Origin of the sequence: Algihabitans albus (genome assembly GCF_003572205.1) — a bacterium.
Lineage (GTDB): Bacteria > Pseudomonadota > Alphaproteobacteria > Kiloniellales > DSM-21159 > Algihabitans > Algihabitans albus.
Genome location: NZ_QXNY01000003.1, coordinates 468,158 through 485,981, shown reverse-complemented (window position 1 = coordinate 485,981; position 17,824 = coordinate 468,158). Strand labels below are relative to the sequence as shown.

Genomic DNA, 17,824 nt, shown 5'->3' with positions numbered 1-17,824 from the left:
TATCATGAGCCTGCCAACGACCGGAGGGGCAAGCCTCTTGGCCTGTTTGCCGACTGTATCGCGCCATCACTCCAAGTTTAACCGGCGATTTTGGCGGAAGATTGAATAGAGCCGAGGCAAACTCCCGTTCGATTGATGTCGAACAACTTTAACGCGTGAAGCCGCACCATAAAACTCCTTGCATATGTCCTGGGCGCGATACACGACAGACGCGAAACTCGATAAGCTTCCCTCGTCGTTGATAGCGCTCTAGGTTCGATTTTATGGCAAAAATCCTTCTCGCCGAGGACGACCAGTCAATGCGCAGCTTCCTCGCCACCGCGCTGCAGCGCGCGGGGCATGAGGTGGCGAGCTATGGCGACGGCATGTCGGCTCTGACGCGCCTGCATGCGGAGGAATTCGATCTGCTGTTGGCGGACGTCGTGATGCCTGGACTGGACGGTGTCGAGCTGGCGCGCCGTGCCGGGGATGCGAAGCCGGGCCTGAAGGTGATGTTCATTACCGGTTTCGCAGCCGTAGCCTTGCGGGCTCGGGACCGCGAGCAGCCGGGTGCAAGGATTCTGTCCAAGCCGTTTCATCTCCGGGAGTTGGTCCAGGAAGTTGATGCCATTCTGGCGGCCTGACCGAGGAACTGGCCAATGACCGGGCAGGCTTGTCAAAGCCGTCCGCTCTTGCTACATCGCTGCCTCTCGACGGCGGGGCCGACCGGCGCCGCCAAAGCGAAGGGCGCGTAGCTCAGCGGGAGAGCACTACGTTGACATCGTAGGGGTCGCTGGTTCAATCCCAGCCGTGCCCACCATCGCAAGTCGTTGATTAAAATTCATTTTTCGTGCATTTCTGTCGTAGTGGCCGCTTGCTCCAGACTTTGACGGAGCAGGGCGATGTTCTTACGGTTGGCCTTAAATCCGACATCGAAAAGGTCGCCCACGAGCGGGACGGTACCAAGCAAGCTGTCCACCCCGATGTTTACGCTCATCCGGGCGAGGGTCGTTTTCGGCACGCCAAATCGGGCGGCTTGACCGACGATGTAGGCAGACGGGATTGATCCTCCCCCACTGAAGTGGTCCGCCGTTATGTTTGGGAAAACGGAGGATCAGAATGGCTACGAAGCGACACAAGCCAGAGGAAATTGTCACGAAGCTGCGCCAGGTTGAGGTGCTTATAGGCCAAGGCATGGCCCGCGCAGACGCGATCCGCGAGGTTCGCATAACGGAGCAAACCTACTACCGCTGGCGCAAGCAGTATGGTGGGATCTTGCCATCGACCATCTCGGTCAGTAACGCGTCAAGCCACTCCTTCATTTGATCATCCAGCCTGTTGGCGATCCGGCTTCCTATTCTGCGTTCCGCCGCGACAAGTGCGTTGGCATATAAGCGCTCGATGACTGAGATACCCGGCAGGATCGTCTGCGTCTGGCGGCATTCCTCAACGAACCGGCGCGCCAGGTCTTCGTTAGAGCGGGCCGTTTCAGCCTTTCGCTCAAGCCAAGCCTTGAGACAGCGTGCACCCTGGCCCGAGAACATCTTGAAGCCATAAATCTGACGCAGGGCGTGCAGGTGCTGTTGGCGTGTTTGACGACGCGCGGCATAGGGCAAGATATCGTCGCCGGTCAGGCCCAGCTGAGCAGCAATGAAACGCAGCACTTTCTCCGGGATGATCTCGTCTGACGACAACAGACGCCCAGGGTATCGCAAAGCACAGAGTTGCAGGGCGAAACCAATCCGGTTTTCTGGCCGCCTGCGTGCATTGATATGTTCTAGGTCATCATCGGCAAGAGTGTAATGACGCACCATTGATGCGTCGTCGGTCGGCAGATCGAGTAGCGCAGATCGCTGACGTTCAGTCAGAATGGATCGTCTTGGCATAAGAGTGTCCTCAAAATGGTGTTGATAATTTTGAGACAATTCATAATATTAGGGCGAATAATGAGACAGTTTTATGGACAGAATCCCAGTCACCCGGAGCGCTCAGAAACCTGCCTCTAAAACGAACGGATAAAAGACAGCCTTATGCTCCCAGTTAAAAGTCTCAGCGTATCGATTTTCATCCTCAGACCCCATGAAGATGAGACAAAAGTGCTGCTTCTCCGCCGCACCAGGTACTTGGCGGGCCTGTGGTGCCAAATTGCAGGTGGCATCGAAGCCGGAGAGAAAGCGTGGCAAACCGCGATACGCGAGGTTCGCGAGGAGACCGGCATTGAGCTGACGGAAATCTGGTCAGCAGACATCCTGGAGCAATTCTACGAAGCGAACAAAGAGTGCATCACCTTGGTGCCCGTGTTCGTCAGCACAGTACCCGTAGATACCACCGTCACGTTGAACGACGAACATGACGCCTATGAATGGGTAAGCTTTGAGCAGGCCGACGCCATGCTCAGCTTCCCTGGCCAGCAAAAAGTCCTAGCAGCCGTGAAAGCCGAGTTCGTCGATAAAGAACCAAACCCGCATCTGAAAATTGAGATGAATAGCTAGGACAGGCGATATGCTCGGCTACGCGCGGGTCTCGACTGCAGATCAAGACCTCGGCGGCCAAGTCGCCCGCCTCAAAGATGCCGGGGCCATCCGCGTGTTCGACGATGTCGTTTCAGGCAAGCAGTTTGACCGCCCCGGCCTGTCGTCACTGCTCGACCACGCCCGCCCAGGGGATAGCTTGGCCATCACCCGGCTGGATCGCCTGGGGCGCTCGCTCAAGGAACTCCTTGAAACCGTCGAAGATCTGAAAGCCCGTGACATTAGATTGATCAGCATCGAAGAGCGGATCGATACCACATCCGCAGCAGGCGAGTTGATTTTCCATGTCTTTGGAGCCATCGCCTACTTTAGGCGCCGTCTGATCTCGGAACGAACCTGATCCTCTCCCACTGAATTGGTCTGCCGTTATGTTTAGGAAAACGGAGGATCAGAATGGCTACGAAGCGACACAAGCCAGAGGAAATTGTCACGAAGCTGCGCCAGGTTGAGGTGTTTGTAGGCCAAGGCATGGCCCGCGTAGACGCGATCCGCGAGGTTCGCATCACGGAGCAGACCTACTAACGCTGGCGCAAGCAGTATGGTGGGATGGGGACCGACCAACTGAAGGAACTCAAGCGGCTGCAGAAGGAGAACGAACGGCTTAGGAAGGCCGTGTCGGAGCTGACGCTGGACAAGCTCATCCTGACAGAGGCTGCAAAGGGAAACTTCTGAGCCCCGCCCGTCGTCGTGACTGCATCGAACAACTGCGCAGTCAACTCCGAGTGTCAGAGCGCCGGGCCTGGCGAGTGCTACGCCAGCACCGCTCGACGCAGCGCAAGCTGCCGAGGGGCCGGGTCGACGAAGAGCGCCTGGTTGGCGACATGATCGAGCTTGCCCGCCAGTATGGTCGCTACGGCTACCGTCGGATCGCGGCATTGCTTAGAGACACTGGCTGGCAGGTCAACGACAAGCGCGCCGAACGGCCATGGCGGCGGGAGGGGTTGAAGGTGCCATCGAGACAACCGAAGAAAGGACGGCTCTGGCTGAACGATGGCTCCTGCGTGCGGCTCCGGCCGGAGTATCGCAACCATGTCTGGAGCTATGACTTCGTGCATTGCCGGACCGATGATGGGAAAGCGTTTCGGACGCTCAACATCCTTGACGAGTTCAGTCGGGAATGCCTGGCAATCAAAGTCGAGCGGAGGCTCAACGGCAATAGCGTGATCGACGCCTTGAGCGATCTGTTCATCCTGCGCAGCGTGCCGGCCTTCGTCCGGTCGGACAACGGCCCCGAGTTCGTAGCATAGGCGGTTCAGGACTGGATCGCTGCCGTGGGTGCTAAGACGGCCTACGTCGAGCCAGGATCATCTTGGGAGAACGGCTACTGCGAGAGCTTCAATGCCAGGTTCCGCGATGAGCTGCTCAACGGCGAGATCTTCTTCAGCCTCAGAGAGGCCAAAATCCTGATTGAACAATGGAGGAGACATTACAATATGAGACGACCGCACAGTGCTTTGGGTTACCGCCCGCCGGCACCGGAAACCATCGTCCCCATGAAACCCAGGCCAATCATGCACTAACAATCAAACCGGACCAATCAGGTGGGGCTGATCAAAAAGGACAAGGAAATGACTTCAATGCAAGGCAAGGTCGCACTGATTACCGGCGGAAGCTCAGGGATCGGTCAGGCGAGCGCGGTAGCATTCGCGAAGGAAGGCGTGAAAACCGTCATCACGGGGCGGAGCACCGCAGGGCTTGAGGAAACAGCATCGAAAGTGAAAGCCGCCGGCGGAGAGACGACAGTATTTCAAGTAGATATTGCCGACACGAGCGTCATTGAAAAACTCGCCGATGACAGCGCTGCGGCCTATGGCCGACTTGACTATGTGATCAACAGCGCTGGCACTCAGGGTGAAGTCAACGTCGTCGCCGACCAGCGTCTTGAGAGCTTTGAGGAGGTCTTCGCAACCAATGTCCGCGGGACTTTCCTCGTGATGAAATACACCATTCCCCATCTTCTGAAGCAGGGCGGCGGTGCTATCGTCAACCTTTCTTCTGGCGGCGGCTTAGTCGGCGTGCCAGGTGCCTCAGTATACTGTGCGTCCAAGCATGCAGTTATGGGCCTGACAAAGGTTGCGGCCATCGATTACGCCAAGCAGGGTATTCGGGTAAACGCTGTTAATCCGGGCGGAGTTGACACTCCAATGCTACGGAAATTCTTCGAATCCATACAGGACGAGGATGAGCGGAAGGCCGCAAGAGCCAGTTTTGATGCGTCCCATCCGATTGGCAGAGCCGGTAGGGCCGACGAGGTCGCAGACGCAGTCGTTTTTCTCTGTTCGCCTAGAGCTTCCAACATCGTTGGCATCGCGCTGTCCGTGGACGGCGGCTACGTCGCCAACTGATTGGCTGTTGCGCTCGGAGATAAGGAAATCGCGCTATGACACATCCAGAACTCGTAATCACAGATCTTCTTGAAGCCATGCCAGGCAAAGAGGATGAAGTTCGCAAAAAAACTACTTGCGGTTACTGATGGTGAGCGTCGTGTTGGACCGGAGTTCAGTATGACCCGCTTCGATCTTCATCAGAATAGGAGTAACCCGTCACAGTTCCTGCTGTATGAAACCTGGACGACGAAATCGGGTTTCGACGAATACCACCGAGCGCATCGCCCGCCCGAGCTCTCTTCATTCCTTGAAGAAGCAAGCGAACTTCTGACCAAGGCGCCGGAAGATGTCTCCCAGCAGTGGACGATGATCAGCGCACCCTATGAGAACCATGCAACGATTGCAGCGACTTCCTTTCTCGATGCTTTGACCGCTTCGGACGCTGACACTATCGCCGGCATGTGGACGGAAGATGCTCTTCTGGAGTTTCCGTTCGCACCAGAGGGTTTTCCGGAGAGTGTTGAAGGGCAGCCCGCAATTGAGAAATACTTCCGCGATGCACTGGCGATCGTCACTCCGATTGGTTATCCGAATCGCGTTGTCACACCTTTGGCTGATCCAAGCGCCTGTGTCATCGAGTTCGACAGCAAGCTGACTGTCGGCGATGATCCAACCGTTCAGGAAAACAGTTACATTACCATCGTTCGGGTGCGTGACGGCAAGATCGCGTTATTCAAGGAACACTACGACTCCGTAAAACGAGTTGCAGGCTTTCCGTCAGCCGATGAGGTGACGGGAGATAATGCGGACACCCACACGGTTACGGTCAGTCTTAACGCCCGTCCTGGCGCTGGGGATGAACTCGCCACACTGATGCGCGAAGTCAGCGCTCGCGCCGCTAAAGACCCTGGCTGTCAGTATTACCGGGTGTTCCGCTCGCATGACGATCACGCGGCGTTCACAATCTTCGAAGCGTGGGACCGTGAAGTGGATTTCAACGCGCACATGGCGGCGGATTGGGTCGTCGAGGTCAATAGGAAGCTAGCGCCGCTTTTAGACGGGCCGATCACTGCGCAGCCCCTCTCAGAACTATCGTAGCGGCCATGGCTGAGACCCAACCACAGGAGGCTGGCACTATGCCCACCATTCTGGTTACCGGAGTGACAGGCGGTATTGGTCGCGAATTGGTTCATCTGCTCTCATTGGATCCGCGCGTCGGCGAAATCCGGGTCGCGACGCGCGACCCGCATGGCGAGCAAGCACGTCTTTTTTGACGATCGACCCGGCGTTGGTCCACCCAGTGAAATTCTCTCTCAGTCCGCTCGCAGGGGCCTTCGCAGACGGTGTCAACAGACTGTGCCTGATCACGCCCCTTTCCGACGACATGGTTAATGGCAACAAACGGTGCTAGCAGCCGCCAAGGATGTTAGTCGCATCGTCAAGATCAGCAATGACGCCGCTCGTCCGGTATCGGAAGGGTCCGTTGAAGGAACCCCGCCGGCCGCCCATTGGGCGGGGGGAAATGCTCCGCTCCATGAATGTCGAACACGCGACCCTGCGTCCGACCATCTTTATGCAACACTTCCTTATTGTTCCCGGGCTTTATGAGAGGGGAGACGACGCGTTTTATCTCCCATCTCGTGATGCGAAGTTGGCGATGATCGACTGTCGCGATATCGCCTTTGCAGCCTCTGATCTCTTATTGCGCCCTGCGTCGAAACTTCCCACCGAACCAGTTTATCTGACCGGGCCGAAGTTATTATCGGGGGAAGACATGCGCGCGCGTCTCAGTTGGGCCTCAGGCCGACCGCTCAAATGGATAAAAGACCGTGAAGCTTTTGCCGATCATTCAAGAGCGACTGGATCGCCCCTTGAAATAGGCGGCGTCTATGAAGCCGCAGCGACCGGCGCGTTCGCTGAGGTCCGCACCGATCGGTTCGAAGCGCTGTTCCAGCGCCGACCGACAAGCTTTGCAAAGTTCGCACTCGATCACACCGCGCATTTTAAAGCGCACTAACGCAAGGAGACCATCATGTCTGAACACTTTAAAGGAAAGACCGCCCTAATAACCGGCGCCACCACCGGTATGGGACGCGCCGTGGCGCTCGCGCTCGCGAAACATGGCGCTAAAGTCGTCATCGCTGCGCGCCGCGAAAAGCAAGGCGCGGAGGCTGTAGCGGAAGTCGAGGCCGTTGGCGGTCAGGGGCTATTCGTGCGCACCGACGTCACAATCGAGGCAGAAGCGAAAGCCATGGTCGATCAGACCCTGGAACATTTTGGTCAGCTACATTTCGTGTTCAACAACGCTGGTTCGGGCGTGAACACACCGATCACCGAAATGACGACGGCAGAGTGGGACCAAGACATCGCGGTCAATCTAACGGGGACATTTTATGGCCTCAAAGCGCAGATGGCGGTGATGAAGGCCGAAGGCGGTTCCATCGTCAACATGAGTTCGCAAACGGCAACCTTTGCCTCACCGGGTTACGGCGCCTACGCCGCTGCGAAAGCGGGCGTCGAGGCGCTAACGCGTGTCGCTGCAATCGAGGGCGCAGAGAAGAATATCCGTGTCAATACGGTCGCACCTGGCGTCATCAACACGGACATTTTGAGGACAGTGCCGCCTGAGCTTCTTGAGGTGCTGAAATCCCGCATACCAATGAAAAGACCTGGCGAGATCAGCGAGGTTGCTGAGCTGGTACTGTTTCTGCTGTCGCCAGCTTCAAGTTTTATCACCGGACAGAACATCCTCATTGAGGGCGGTTTCACCAAGGGCCTGAGCTTCTAGATCAAGGCCCGCCGATAGTGTTGTTCCGCCCCGAAATAATGGAGATGCACATGACTACTGCAGATCTGGCCGAACGCTTCCTTCGCGCCCTTGAAACACGCGACGTGGAGCAGATTATCCCGCTGTGGAATGACAACGGCGTAATGGAGTTTCCCTATGTGCCGGAAGGTTCCCCGAGCCGTTTTGAAGGCGTGGACGCGATCCGCACGACGCTCGCAAGCGCCTTCGTTCAGCGTACGATGATGAGCTTCTTTGATGTGACCTCCTACCAGGCCGTCGATCCCAACTTCGCTTTTGTCGAATTTAAGGGCGACATGACCCTGCAAAGCGGCGCGCCATACAACAATACCTACATCGCCAAGGTTGAGGCGCGAGATGGGAAACTCATTCACTTCAAAGAGTTCTTCAATCCACTCGTTGATCTTGCCGCTGGGAATCCACGCGAAGCAGAAAATCAGTAAACGAACGGGATCGCTGCGCGAAAATGGACCTTCAACTCAGAGAAAAACGAGCTCTCGTCACAGGCTCAAGCGGCGGCGCACCGTCCACGTCGAGACCCAGCACCGTACCGGAGGTCCCGACGACTGAGACGGCGCCGGCCCGTCCGCGCAACAGAGGGTTCAATCCTGCCAAAGTCCCGGTGAAGCTGTACTCCCAAACTGCAGGACCGCGCAGGTCGCTGCCGTTGTCGGGCCGGATGTGATCCGGCAGTCCGTACTCGGTGAACAGGTCGGTATGACCCTTCCCGGTTGGCGCGATCGACCGGAGGCGGATCTCAACGTCGGCTTTGGGAACCGCGGCTCTAATTCCGCTATTTGAAAATAAATTCTGCATATGGAAGCATGGCGGTCTGATGCGATGGGAAGGCGTGCGTTGTGCAGCCTATAGCAGAGAGGATTCCCCTGATGCGCGCGGTGATCTGCAAGGCCTATGGGCCGCCCGAAACCCTGACTGTCGAGGAGATCGAGGCCCGCCCGCCAGGGCCCGGGGAGGTCCGGATCGATGTCGAGGCGTGTGGCGTCAACTTCCCCGACACCTTGATCATCGAGGGCAAGTACCAGATCCGCCCCGAGCCGCCGTTCGCTCCGGGCGGTGAGATCGCAGGACGAATTGCGGCGGTCGGTGACGATGTCCCGGGGCTGTCGGTCGGCCTGCCGGTTATTGCGATGACCGGCTATGGCGGTTTCGCCGAATCCGTGACCGTGGCTGCCGAGCGTGTGATGCCCCGGCCCGAGGGGATGGATGGCGTCGTTGCTGCCGGCTTCAGCATGACCTACGGCACCACGATTCATGCGCTGGTCCAGCGCGCCGCCTTGCAACCTGGCGAGACCCTGCTGGTGCTGGGAGCTGGCGGCGGCGTCGGGCTGGCGGCGGTGGAACTGGGCAAGCGGCTGGGCGCAAGGGTGATCGCCGCCGCCGGCAGTTCCGAGAAACTCGCTGCGGCTCGTGCCGCCGGCGCCGATGAGACCCTGGATTATCGAAAGGAACCGCTGAAACAGCGCGTCAAGGATTTGACCGACGGGCGGGGTGCCGACGTGGTCTACGATCCGGTTGGCGGCGCCCTGTTCGAACAGGCGGTGCGGGCGACCGGGCGCAACGGGCGGGTGCTGGTCGTCGGCTTCGCTTCCGGCGATATCCCGAGCCTGCCGGTCAACCTCCCGCTGCTTAAGGAGTGCGCCATCGTCGGCGTATTCTGGGGCGCTTTTCGCGCTCACGAGCCGGAGGTCAATGCGGCAAACTTCAAGCGGCTGTTCGAATGGCATGCTGCAGGGCAACTGGCGCCTCGGATCGACCGGGTGCTGCCGCTTGCCGAGGCGTCCGAGGCGCTGCAGGCGTTGGCCGAGCGCCGAGTTATCGGCAAGATCGTGCTCACGACGCAGACCGAGAGAGGGTCGGATCGGATCCCACAAGCTGCGCCAGGTGCTCTGGTCAACTCCGCTTCTTAGGGGCGATAGGGCTAAGTGGAGAGGCGGCTCAGGGCGGCGGGGCGGCAAGCTAACGCTCGGGCTGCCGCATCCGAACAGGGCGAACTTCCGGCGCACGGCCTCGATACCGTCCGTTGGCAGCGTGGTGGCGAGCGGCTGCAGACTGTGTCTCGCGATCAATCCGCATAGCGGAATTAATTTCCGATTTTCTTGACGCTTTTCACCCCCTGTGCAAGCATTTGCCCAAGAGCTGCAATCGTGGCGCTCACCTTTGGAGAAGGTGACCGCAAGCAGCCGGCGAAGGGCCGCCACAGGCGGCACTCGAACCACCTGGGAGGATAGTCTGGAATGTGCAGCGCCTTCGCGCGGTGTGTCGCCAGCGCCATTCTGAGCGTCGGTATGACCGCCCCCGTCGCAGCCAGCGACCTGACCTTGCCACCGACGATTGCTTGGAGCGCCTATCCGACGGGGACCAGCGGCTATAGCCAAGCCGTGGCGATCGGAAGCGTCTTGCAGAACCAGTACAGAGTAAACCTGCGGGTGGTGCCGGGCCGCAACGACATAGCGCGTCTGGCACCGCTGCGCACCGGGCATGTGCAGTTTGCCGCTGGCGGTTCGGAGGCCATTTACGCTCAGGAAGGCATGCTGAACTTCGGCGTCGCCGACTGGGGGCCGACACCGATCCGCGGCGTGGTCTGGAACATCTCTGACGGCTGCTCTTTTACCTTCGGCACCGGAGCCGACGCCGGCATCGCCGCGCCGGCGGACATGCGGGGCAAGCGCCTGACTTACGTGAAAGGTGCGCCGTCGCTGAACAACGCGAGCCGGGCTCTGCTGGCCTATGCCGGATTGACCTGGGACGATGTCGAGATCATCGAGGTCGGAGGGTATTCAGCCTCGATTCAAGCTATTGTCGAAGGCCGTGCGGACGCCGCCGGCGGGTCCTGCAATTCAGCCAGCTTTCTGCAAGTCGAGGCTTCGCCGCGAGGGCTGCGTTTCGTGACTTTCCCGCGCGACGACGCCGAGGCGGTGGCGCGGGTGACGGAGATTCTGCCCTGGTACTTGCCACATGTCGCTACCGAGGGGCCGACTATCGAGCCTGCGCAGGGGATCGAGGTTTTCACGTCGCCCTATCCCTATCTGGTCGGTATGGCCGACACCGATGCGGATCTGGTCTACAACATGGTCAAGGCGATTGCCGAGCAGTTCGAAGAATATCGCGACGCCGCTCCCGGCGCTCAGGGTTGGGCGATGGATCGCCAGCATTTCGAAGCGGCTTTCGTCCCCTATCATGAAGGCGCGGCCCGCTACTACAAAGAGCAGGGCCTTTGGAGCGATGCTGCGGAAGCCCGACAGCAGCAGAATCTCGCCCGCCAGAACCTACTTTTGCAGGCTTGGGCGGATTACATCGCCGATCCTCCTTCCGACGCCGCCTTTGCTGAAGGTTGGATGAACAAGCGCGCAACTGTTCTTCAGGAGGCGGGCATGACGGTCATCGCCGAGCGTTGGTAGCGTCTCTTGACTGCGTCTCCGGCAGAAGCGGCCGCAGTTTACGCTCGCGCGGCTACAACTCGCGGAGACGGAGAGTCCTGACCGATCGCTTGGGCGCCGATCAACCGCACGAGTCGGTACGTCCAGGGACACGTGCTGAGGTACATGGTCGGCCCGGCGAAGCGGCGGCCGCTCGCTTTGGCCCGTGGTGCTCGCTTCGCGTCCAGAAACGGGGGGGTGAATGCCCAAACAGCAGGGTCTCATCTCTCCCCGTTCTGTCCCATCCCAAGCTCTCTCGTCCCAATCTGTCTCGTCCGGTCCGGGCACGTCCGGTGCGGCGGTGAAGACATCGTCGTCCTGTGGACCGGATGGGCGAGTCGCCGAATCGTCGGAGGTCAACTCGATCGAAGGCAGTCCCGACCCGTCGTCGCGGTACCGCAATCTCTCGGTTTCCTGGCAGGTGGTAGCAGCGGCACTGACCACTCTATCCATGTTGCTGGCGATCAATCAGATCTTCAACCTCGGCTTTCTCATCGGCCACGTCCTGCTCGATGCCCGCTACCTCTACCTCCTGACCGGCGCGACGCTGGCCATGGTCTTCATTTACTTTCCAGCCCACAGCGGCGCGCCCCGCGCGCGCGTGCCCTGGTACGACGTGCTGCTCGGCCTCGCAGTTCTCGCGGTCTGCGGTTACTTCGCTTGGAGTGCCGAGCGTATCGTTTCCGAAGCTTGGGAGTTCATGGCGCCACAGGTCGCCGTCTGGATCAGCTTCGCAGGATGGCTGCTTGTGCTTGAGGCGGGGCGCCGCGCCGGCGGCTTGCCCGTCTTCGCGATCGTCGCGCTCTGCTCCACATATCCACTCTACGCGGATCAGGTGCCAGCCTTTATCGCCGGCCTACCGATGGCGCTGCCGCAGGTGGCGAGTTTTCACATGTTCAGTGTCGAGAGTCTGCTGGGAATTCCGATGCAGGCCTTCGGGCTCCTGGTCTTCGGCTTTCTGGTGTTCGGCGTGCTCCTGTCCTTCACCGGCGCCGGGCCCTTCTTCATCAACCTGGCTTTCGCGCTTCTAGGCACCCGCCGCGGCGGACCGGCCAAGGTTGCGATTTTTTCCAGTGGTCTAATGGGTTCGATGAGCGGCGGGCCGGTGACCAACGCGCTAACCACGGGACCGCTATCGATCCCGGCGATGCGGCGGATCGGCTTCTCGCGCAGCTACGCGGCTGGGGTCGAGGCCTGTGCCTCTACCGGCGGCGTCCTGATGCCTCCGATCATGGGTGCGACAGCCTTCGTGATGGCCAACTTTCTTGGTATCAGCTACCTGGAGGTGGTGATCGCCGCAATCGTACCCTCGGCGCTCTACTACTTCGGCCTCTTCATGCAGATCGACGCCTATGCCGCGCGGCGCAACTTGCATGGCCTCCCCGCCGCTGAATTGCCGAGCGTGGTCGAAGTGTTGCGCCGCGGCTGGTATTTCCTGTTCGTCTTTGCGGTGCTGGTCTGGATGATGGTCGGTCTCAATCGCGAGGCCACGGCACCTTTCTACGCCGCCGCCCTGCTGCTGCTGATCAACCAGTTCACGCCCTACCGATTGACCCGCCGCCGCTGTGTTGAGCTGATGGCGCGGATCGGTCAGATGCTGGCTGAACTAGCAGGCATCCTGGCGGCAATCGGCCTGATCATCGGGGCGCTGCAGGTCACCGGGATGGCGGGTACCTTCACCAATAATCTCGTTCGCCTCGCCGGCGACGACCTTCTGGCCCTGGTGTTGATGGGGGCCTTAACAAGCTTCATCTTCGGTATCGGCATGACAGTGACGGCCGCCTATCTCTTCCTGGCGATCGTCTTGGCGCCGTCGTTGATCCGCTTTGGTATCGACCCTCTGGCCGCTCATCTCTTCTTGATGTACTGGGGCATGCTGTCCTTTATCACTCCGCCGGTGGCGCTGGCAGCCTTCGCTGCCGGATCCGTAGCCAACTGCTCGCCGATGAAGGCGGGTTTCCAGGCCATGCGCCTAGGGACGATCATCTACTTCATCCCGTTTTTCTTCGTCTTCAATCCTGCACTGCTGCTGCAGGGCGCCTGGGATGAGATCGCTGTGGTCGTTTCGACGGCCGTAATTGGGGTGATCTTCGTCGCCGCGGCATTGCAGGGATGGCTGATCGGTTTCGGCTCGCTCGGTCACGGACCGCTCGGGCTGATCGCGCGACTGCTGTTGGCTGCCGCTGGGTTGCTCTTCACCGCGCCCGGAGGTGATGCCTTGGGCCTCGGCGAAGGTGGATTGCTGCTGTTGTCTTCCGGCCTGCTCGCCATGGCGCTGCTCTTGTCCCGGCCGGCACGGCGGATGCGGCCGGCTGATAGAGCAAGCGAGAACGATATGCCCGAAGAAAACGATGCGTCGCGTGATGAGCCAGCAGGCTGATCACTTCGCCTAGAGGAGAGCGTCATGTTCCAGATGTCAGACCACGCCCAAGCCCTGCGGGAACAACTGCAGCGTTTCATGGACGAGTGGGTCTATCCGAACGAAGCGGTCTACCGCAGCCAACACGCCAACCTGGCATCGCCGTGGCAGTCGCCGCCGATCATGCAGGAAATGAAGGCGGTAGCTCGGGCTGCAGGGCTTTGGAATTTGTTCTTACCGCATAGTGAGGCAGAGGTTTACGGCGGGGCAGGGCTTAGCAATCTCGATTACGCACCGTTGTGCGAGATCATGGGCCGCTCCCTGATCGCGCCGGAGGTCTTTAACTGCAATGCACCCGATACCGGGAATATGGAGACACTATTCCTGTACGGTTCCGACGCGCAGAAGGAACAGTGGCTGCGTCCGCTGCTGGCAGGAACGATCCGCTCTTGCTTCTCGATGACCGAGCCGGACGTCGCGTCCTCCGACGCTACGAACATCCGTTGCTCGATCGTGCGTGACGGCGATCAGTATGTCGTGAACGGTCGCAAGTGGTGGTCGTCGGGGGGTAACGGCGAGCGTTGCGAGCTGGCGATCGTCATGGGTAAGACCGACCCCGATGCGCCCAAGCATCGCCAGCAATCGATGATACTGGTCCCACTCGACACGCCGGGTGTGCGGATCGAACGGCATCTCACGGTGTTTGGCTACGACCACGCTCCGCACGGCCATGCCGACATTGTCTACGACAACGTACGGGTGCCCGCGGAAAACATTCTGCTGGGCGAAGGCCGCGGGTTCGAGATTGCGCAAGGCCGGTTGGGTCCGGGGCGCATTCACCATTGCATGCGCCTGATCGGCTTGGCCGAGCGGTCGCTGGAGGCGCTCTGCGCTCGTGCCGTCGAGCGCGAAGCCTTCGGCCGTCCGCTGGCCGAGCAGGGTGGGTTGCGTCAGGATATCGCCCACGCCCGTTGCGCCATCGATCAGGCTCGTCTGCTTACCCTGAAAGCTGCCTCCATGATGGATACGGTCGGCAACAAGGCGGCGCGTCGTGAGATCGCGATGATCAAGGTTGTCGCTCCGCAGATGGCCTGTGATGTGATCGACCGCGCTATTCAGGTCCATGGCGGCGCCGGCGTCTGTCAGGACCACTTCCTGGCCGAAGCCTTCGCAAAGGCCCGTTCGCTTCGTCTGGCCGACGGACCGGATGAGGTGCACTGCGAGGCTATTGCCAAGTTGGAACTGAAGCCGCATCGCGCGGCGGCGCCGGTCGAGTCGGCGGCAGAGTAAGGGAGCGTATGGGGAATCACGATGTTCGATTTGAAGGACAAGGTCGCGGTTGTTACCGGTTCGAGCCGCGGTATCGGTCGCGCGATCGCCGAAGTTTTCGCACGCGCCGGCGCCAAGGTGGTCGTCTCGAGCCGCAGTCGAGAGGCTTGCGATCCGGTTACCGATCGGTTGCAGGCCGAGGGGTTGGCCGCGATGAGTCTGCCATGTCATATCGGCCGCAAGGAACAGCTTCAGACTCTGGTCGCCAGCACGCGCGAGGCCTGGGGCAGGATCGATGTGCTGGTCTGCAACGCGGCAATCAACCCCGCCTACGGGCCTTTGTCCGAGCTATCGGACGACGCCTTCGACAAGATCATGGGCACCAATGTCCGCTCGACCTTGCAGCTCTGCAATATGGTGCTCCCCGACATGGCCGCAGCGGGTGGCGGATCGGTCATTCTACTCTCGAGCATCGCTGCGCTGCGCGGCAACGGCGTGATCGGCGCCTACGGCATGTCCAAGGCGGCCGAGGCGGCCTTGGCGCGTAACCTTGCCGTCGAGTGGGGGCCCTCGGGAATTCGAGTCAACGCCATCGCGCCGGGCCTGGTCCGTACCGACTTCGCGCGGGCGCTCTGGGAGGACCCCGTGCGTCTGGAGCGCGCCGAGACACGCACGCCGCTGCGACGAATCGGCGAACCGGAGGACATCGCTGGTGTCGCGCTGTTCTTGGCCAGCGAAGCGGGTGCCTATGTCACCGGCCAGGTCATCGTCGCCGATGGCGGCGAGATGATCTCCTGAGTCGCCTGGCATGAATGTGGAGGACAGCCTGCAGGAGTCGATTCTGCCGGCCCATCGGTTCGATGAGACGGCGCTGAGGGCTTACCTGCACGGCCGTTTGGACGGAATCGAGCAGGGTTTGGAGCTGCGGCAGTTCCGCGGCGGGCAGTCGAACCCAACCTTTCTACTAACCACCGGTGGCGGTCAGCGTTACGTGCTGCGTAAGAAGCCGCCAGGCAAGTTGCTGCCGAAAGCCCATCAGGTCGAGCGCGAGTACCGGGTGATGGCGGCGCTGCGCCACACGTCGGTCCCCGTGCCCCGCATGCATCTTCTCTGCGAGGAGGCGGACGTGATTGGCACAGCCTTCTACATCATGGACTTTGTCGCAGGCCGAATCCTGGCGGATCCGGCCGCGCCGGGCATGACGCCGACGGAACGGCGCAAGAGTCGCCTTGCGATGGTCGACGTTTTGGCATCGTTGCATGCCGTCGACTGGCGCGACCTCGGCCTCGCCGACTTTGGCCGGTCCGAGAACTATCTCGCCCGTCAGGTCGCGCGTTGGTCGCAGCAGTATGCCGCTTCGCGCACCGGTGCGGTGATCCCGGCGATGGATTGGTTGACCGCTTGGTTGGCGGATAATTCGCCCCTCGAACGGCAGGAGGTTGCGGTGGTCCACGGTGACTATCGACCCGGTAACCTCGTTCTGCATCCCGATCGGCCCGAGCTGATCGCCATCCTCGATTGGGAGCTGTCGACTCTTGGTCATCCCCTGGCCGATCTCGCCTACTTCTGCCTGCCTTACCATCTGCCTGCAGGTCAGCCTGGTCTGCGCGGTCTGCGCGGTCACGATCTAAAGGCGCTGAATCTGCCGAGCGAAGCGGAGGTGTTGGCGACTTATGCCGACCGCAGCGGCCGGGCTGAGATCGGCGATTGGGGCTTCTTCCTCGCTTTCTCGCTGTTCCGTCTCGCTGCGATCCTGCAAGGCGTTGCGGCCCGCGCCGCCCAAGGCAATGCCAGCAGCGCCGACGCTAAGGAGGTCGGCGGCCGGGCGGGCCTGCTGGCCGAAGTTGGCCAGTCGATCGCGCAAGGGCGGGGCGCTGCAACCAGTAAAGGGGTCCGATGAGCGGTCGTCGCGACGAATCACCCGGCAACTATCAGACACGTATCTATTTAGGGGGCGCCAAGGGCGAGCGGCCCAGTCTCCCCGTGCGCTTGGAGGCGCTGGAACAGCTTGCACGGCAGCGCTTGTCGCCCGAGGCTTACTGGTATGTCGCCGGCGGTGCCGGCGAAGGGACCATGGCTGCCAACTTGGCGGCCTTCGACGACTACCGCCTAGTGCCGCGCATGCTGACTGACGTGTCGCGGCGCGACCTCGGACGGTCTCTGCTCGGCCGCCGCTTGTCGGTGCCCTTCCTGCTCGCGCCGGTCGGTGTGCAGGAGATCGTGCATCCCGAGGCCGAAGTGGCGGTCGCGCGAGGCGCCAAGGCAGCGGGCGTACCGATGATCCTTTCTACCGTGGCCTCGCGTTCGCTGGAGGAGGTCGCGGCGGCGCTCGGTGACGCGCCGCGATGGTTCCAGCTCTATTGGCCGAACGACGATGCGCTGGCCGCCAGCCTGATGCAGCGGGCGGAGGCTGCCGGCTACGAGGCGATCGTGGTCACGCTCGATACCAAGATGATGGCTTGGCGCGAGCGGGACTTGGATAACGCTTACCTACCCTTCCTGAGCGCCAAGGGGTTGGCGAACTACACCAGCGACCCCGTGTTTCGCGCGGCACTGGATGTGCCGCCGGAGGCGGATCCGCGCGCTACTGTGCGCCACTGGTCCAACGTCTTCGCGGCTCCCGGACGTACTTGGGCGGATCTGGAGCGATTGCGCCGGTCGACCAGGCTGCCGATTCTGCTCAAGGGCGTTCTGCATCCGGACGACGCACGCCGGGCGGTGGAAGCCGGCGCCGAGGGTGTGGTCGTCTCCAACCATGGCGGTCGTCAGGTGGACGGCTCGATTGCTGCGCTCCATGCCCTGGGTCCGGTCGCCGAGGCCGTTTCCGGGCGTATCGCCGTTCTGTTCGACAGCGGTGTTCGCAGCGGCGCAGATGTCCTGAAGGCAATTGCCCTCGGTGCCGATGCCGTCCTGCTCGGTCGCCCTTACGTTTGGGGGCTTGCCTGCGAAGGTGCAGATGGGGTGACGGAGGTTGCGCTGCGTCTTTTGGCGGATATCGACTTGTCGCTCGCATTGACAGGCGCCGATGCGCTGGATCGGTTGGACAGGACATGGTTGGCGCCGCGCTTTGTTAATTCCGCTTTGCAGAATTAATTTCCAATATCTTTGCGCCACTC

17 protein-coding genes, 1 tRNA gene and 3 pseudogenes are annotated in these 17,824 nt (G+C 60.8%); 19 read left to right on the top strand and 2 right to left on the bottom strand.

What is annotated here, in order from left to right:
• The first annotated feature begins 263 nt into the window (after positions 1-263).
• Positions 264-623 carry a response regulator gene (locus DBZ32_RS08900; RefSeq protein WP_119166771.1) on the top strand — a complete coding sequence of 120 codons (360 nt, stop codon included), beginning with the start codon at positions 264-266 and terminating at the stop codon, positions 621-623.
• 101 nt (positions 624-724) lie between these two features.
• Positions 725-799, top strand: a tRNA-Val gene (locus DBZ32_RS08895).
• A 21-nt stretch (positions 800-820) separates the two neighbouring features.
• Here DBZ32_RS08895 and DBZ32_RS08890 read toward each other — a convergent pair.
• Positions 821-1,042, bottom strand: a complete 222-nt coding sequence (locus DBZ32_RS08890) for a DUF4112 domain-containing protein (RefSeq protein WP_268877940.1) — start codon at positions 1,040-1,042, stop codon at positions 821-823.
• A 56-nt stretch (positions 1,043-1,098) separates the two neighbouring features.
• Here DBZ32_RS08890 and DBZ32_RS08885 point away from each other — a divergent pair.
• Positions 1,099-1,254: pseudogene (locus DBZ32_RS08885) on the top strand (IS3 family transposase); the annotation flags it as partial.
• On the opposite strand, the pseudogene DBZ32_RS08880 reads toward DBZ32_RS08885, so the two are convergent.
• Positions 1,230-1,865, bottom strand: a pseudogene (locus DBZ32_RS08880) (DUF4158 domain-containing protein); the annotation flags it as partial. The pseudogenes DBZ32_RS08885 and DBZ32_RS08880 overlap by 25 nt on opposite strands.
• A gap of 144 nt (positions 1,866-2,009) precedes the next feature.
• Between DBZ32_RS08880 and DBZ32_RS08875 the strand changes: the two are divergent.
• The 16 genes and pseudogenes from DBZ32_RS08875 (at position 2,010) to DBZ32_RS08805 (ending at position 17,801) form a co-directional block, all read left to right on the top strand.
• Positions 2,010-2,471, top strand: coding sequence for an NUDIX hydrolase (locus DBZ32_RS08875; RefSeq protein ID WP_119166769.1), 462 nt, complete (start codon positions 2,010-2,012; stop codon positions 2,469-2,471).
• A gap of 10 nt (positions 2,472-2,481) precedes the next feature.
• Positions 2,482-2,850, top strand: coding sequence for a recombinase family protein (locus DBZ32_RS08870; protein ID WP_119166768.1), 369 nt, complete (start codon positions 2,482-2,484; stop codon positions 2,848-2,850).
• Positions 2,851-2,903: 53 nt separating this feature from the next.
• Positions 2,904-4,030 (top strand): annotated as a pseudogene (locus tag DBZ32_RS08865) (IS3 family transposase).
• 21 nt (positions 4,031-4,051) lie between these two features.
• On the top strand, positions 4,052-4,855 hold the full coding sequence (locus DBZ32_RS08860) for a glucose 1-dehydrogenase (protein WP_208539167.1): 804 nt from the start codon (positions 4,052-4,054) through the stop codon (positions 4,853-4,855).
• A 93-nt stretch (positions 4,856-4,948) separates the two neighbouring features.
• Entirely contained in the window at positions 4,949-5,935 is a 987-nt protein-coding gene (locus tag DBZ32_RS08855) for an antibiotic biosynthesis monooxygenase (protein ID WP_119166767.1), read from the top strand.
• Positions 5,936-5,973: 38 nt separating this feature from the next.
• The gene (locus DBZ32_RS22050; RefSeq protein WP_162906657.1) at positions 5,974-6,111 is read left to right on the top strand and encodes a hypothetical protein; all 138 of its coding nucleotides are present in this window, start codon (positions 5,974-5,976) and stop codon (positions 6,109-6,111) included.
• A gap of 260 nt (positions 6,112-6,371) precedes the next feature.
• Entirely contained in the window at positions 6,372-6,854 is a 483-nt protein-coding gene (locus DBZ32_RS08850; RefSeq protein ID WP_162906656.1) for a Rossmann-fold NAD(P)-binding domain-containing protein, read from the top strand.
• A 15-nt stretch (positions 6,855-6,869) separates the two neighbouring features.
• Positions 6,870-7,625: an SDR family NAD(P)-dependent oxidoreductase gene (locus DBZ32_RS08845; RefSeq protein WP_119166765.1), complete on the top strand. Its 756-nt coding sequence runs from the start codon at positions 6,870-6,872 to the stop codon at positions 7,623-7,625.
• A 50-nt stretch (positions 7,626-7,675) separates the two neighbouring features.
• Positions 7,676-8,086, top strand: a complete 411-nt coding sequence (locus tag DBZ32_RS08840; protein WP_162906655.1) for a nuclear transport factor 2 family protein — start codon at positions 7,676-7,678, stop codon at positions 8,084-8,086.
• Between the two features lie 444 nt (positions 8,087-8,530).
• Complete coding sequence (locus DBZ32_RS08835; RefSeq protein WP_119166763.1) at positions 8,531-9,571, top strand: NADPH:quinone oxidoreductase family protein; 1,041 nt, start codon at positions 8,531-8,533, stop codon at positions 9,569-9,571.
• Positions 9,572-9,898: 327 nt separating this feature from the next.
• A complete protein-coding gene (locus DBZ32_RS08830; protein WP_119166762.1) occupies positions 9,899-11,062 on the top strand; it encodes a TAXI family TRAP transporter solute-binding subunit in 1,164 nt (387 codons plus the stop codon).
• 439 nt (positions 11,063-11,501) lie between these two features.
• Positions 11,502-13,460, top strand: a complete 1,959-nt coding sequence (locus DBZ32_RS08825) for a TRAP transporter permease (RefSeq protein WP_208539166.1) — start codon at positions 11,502-11,504, stop codon at positions 13,458-13,460.
• Positions 13,461-13,484: 24 nt separating this feature from the next.
• The gene (locus tag DBZ32_RS08820; RefSeq protein WP_119166760.1) at positions 13,485-14,729 is read left to right on the top strand and encodes an acyl-CoA dehydrogenase family protein; all 1,245 of its coding nucleotides are present in this window, start codon (positions 13,485-13,487) and stop codon (positions 14,727-14,729) included.
• 21 nt (positions 14,730-14,750) lie between these two features.
• Positions 14,751-15,506 (top strand): SDR family NAD(P)-dependent oxidoreductase, encoded by a 756-nt coding sequence (locus tag DBZ32_RS08815; protein ID WP_119166759.1) that lies wholly within the window; start codon positions 14,751-14,753, stop codon positions 15,504-15,506.
• 10 nt (positions 15,507-15,516) lie between these two features.
• Positions 15,517-16,608, top strand: coding sequence for a phosphotransferase (locus DBZ32_RS08810; protein WP_119166758.1), 1,092 nt, complete (start codon positions 15,517-15,519; stop codon positions 16,606-16,608).
• Positions 16,605-17,801 (top strand): alpha-hydroxy-acid oxidizing protein, encoded by a 1,197-nt coding sequence (locus tag DBZ32_RS08805; protein WP_119166757.1) that lies wholly within the window; start codon positions 16,605-16,607, stop codon positions 17,799-17,801. Before DBZ32_RS08810 ends, DBZ32_RS08805 begins: the two co-directional genes overlap by 4 nt.
• Positions 17,802-17,824: the final 23 nt, after the last annotated feature.

What these genes read in the sequence shown, in the direction of transcription:
- DBZ32_RS22050 (WP_162906657.1), top strand. Translation starts at nt 5,974, where the DNA reads ATGCCCACCATTCTGGTTACCGGAGTGACAGGCGGTATTGGTCGCGAA.
- DBZ32_RS08815 (WP_119166759.1), top strand. Translation starts at nt 14,751, where the DNA reads ATGTTCGATTTGAAGGACAAGGTCGCGGTTGTTACCGGTTCGAGCCGC.
- DBZ32_RS08875 (WP_119166769.1), top strand. Translation starts at nt 2,010, where the DNA reads ATGCTCCCAGTTAAAAGTCTCAGCGTATCGATTTTCATCCTCAGACCC.
- DBZ32_RS08845 (WP_119166765.1), top strand. Translation starts at nt 6,870, where the DNA reads ATGTCTGAACACTTTAAAGGAAAGACCGCCCTAATAACCGGCGCCACC.
- DBZ32_RS08870 (WP_119166768.1), top strand. Translation starts at nt 2,482, where the DNA reads ATGCTCGGCTACGCGCGGGTCTCGACTGCAGATCAAGACCTCGGCGGC.
- DBZ32_RS08900 (WP_119166771.1), top strand. Translation starts at nt 264, where the DNA reads ATGGCAAAAATCCTTCTCGCCGAGGACGACCAGTCAATGCGCAGCTTC.
- DBZ32_RS08810 (WP_119166758.1), top strand. Translation starts at nt 15,517, where the DNA reads ATGAATGTGGAGGACAGCCTGCAGGAGTCGATTCTGCCGGCCCATCGG.
- DBZ32_RS08840 (WP_162906655.1), top strand. Translation starts at nt 7,676, where the DNA reads ATGACTACTGCAGATCTGGCCGAACGCTTCCTTCGCGCCCTTGAAACA.
- DBZ32_RS08835 (WP_119166763.1), top strand. Translation starts at nt 8,531, where the DNA reads ATGCGCGCGGTGATCTGCAAGGCCTATGGGCCGCCCGAAACCCTGACT.
- DBZ32_RS08830 (WP_119166762.1), top strand. Translation starts at nt 9,899, where the DNA reads ATGTGCAGCGCCTTCGCGCGGTGTGTCGCCAGCGCCATTCTGAGCGTC.
- DBZ32_RS08850 (WP_162906656.1), top strand. Translation starts at nt 6,372, where the DNA reads ATGAATGTCGAACACGCGACCCTGCGTCCGACCATCTTTATGCAACAC.
- DBZ32_RS08820 (WP_119166760.1), top strand. Translation starts at nt 13,485, where the DNA reads ATGTTCCAGATGTCAGACCACGCCCAAGCCCTGCGGGAACAACTGCAG.
- DBZ32_RS08805 (WP_119166757.1), top strand. Translation starts at nt 16,605, where the DNA reads ATGAGCGGTCGTCGCGACGAATCACCCGGCAACTATCAGACACGTATC.
- DBZ32_RS08855 (WP_119166767.1), top strand. Translation starts at nt 4,949, where the DNA reads ATGAAGTTCGCAAAAAAACTACTTGCGGTTACTGATGGTGAGCGTCGT.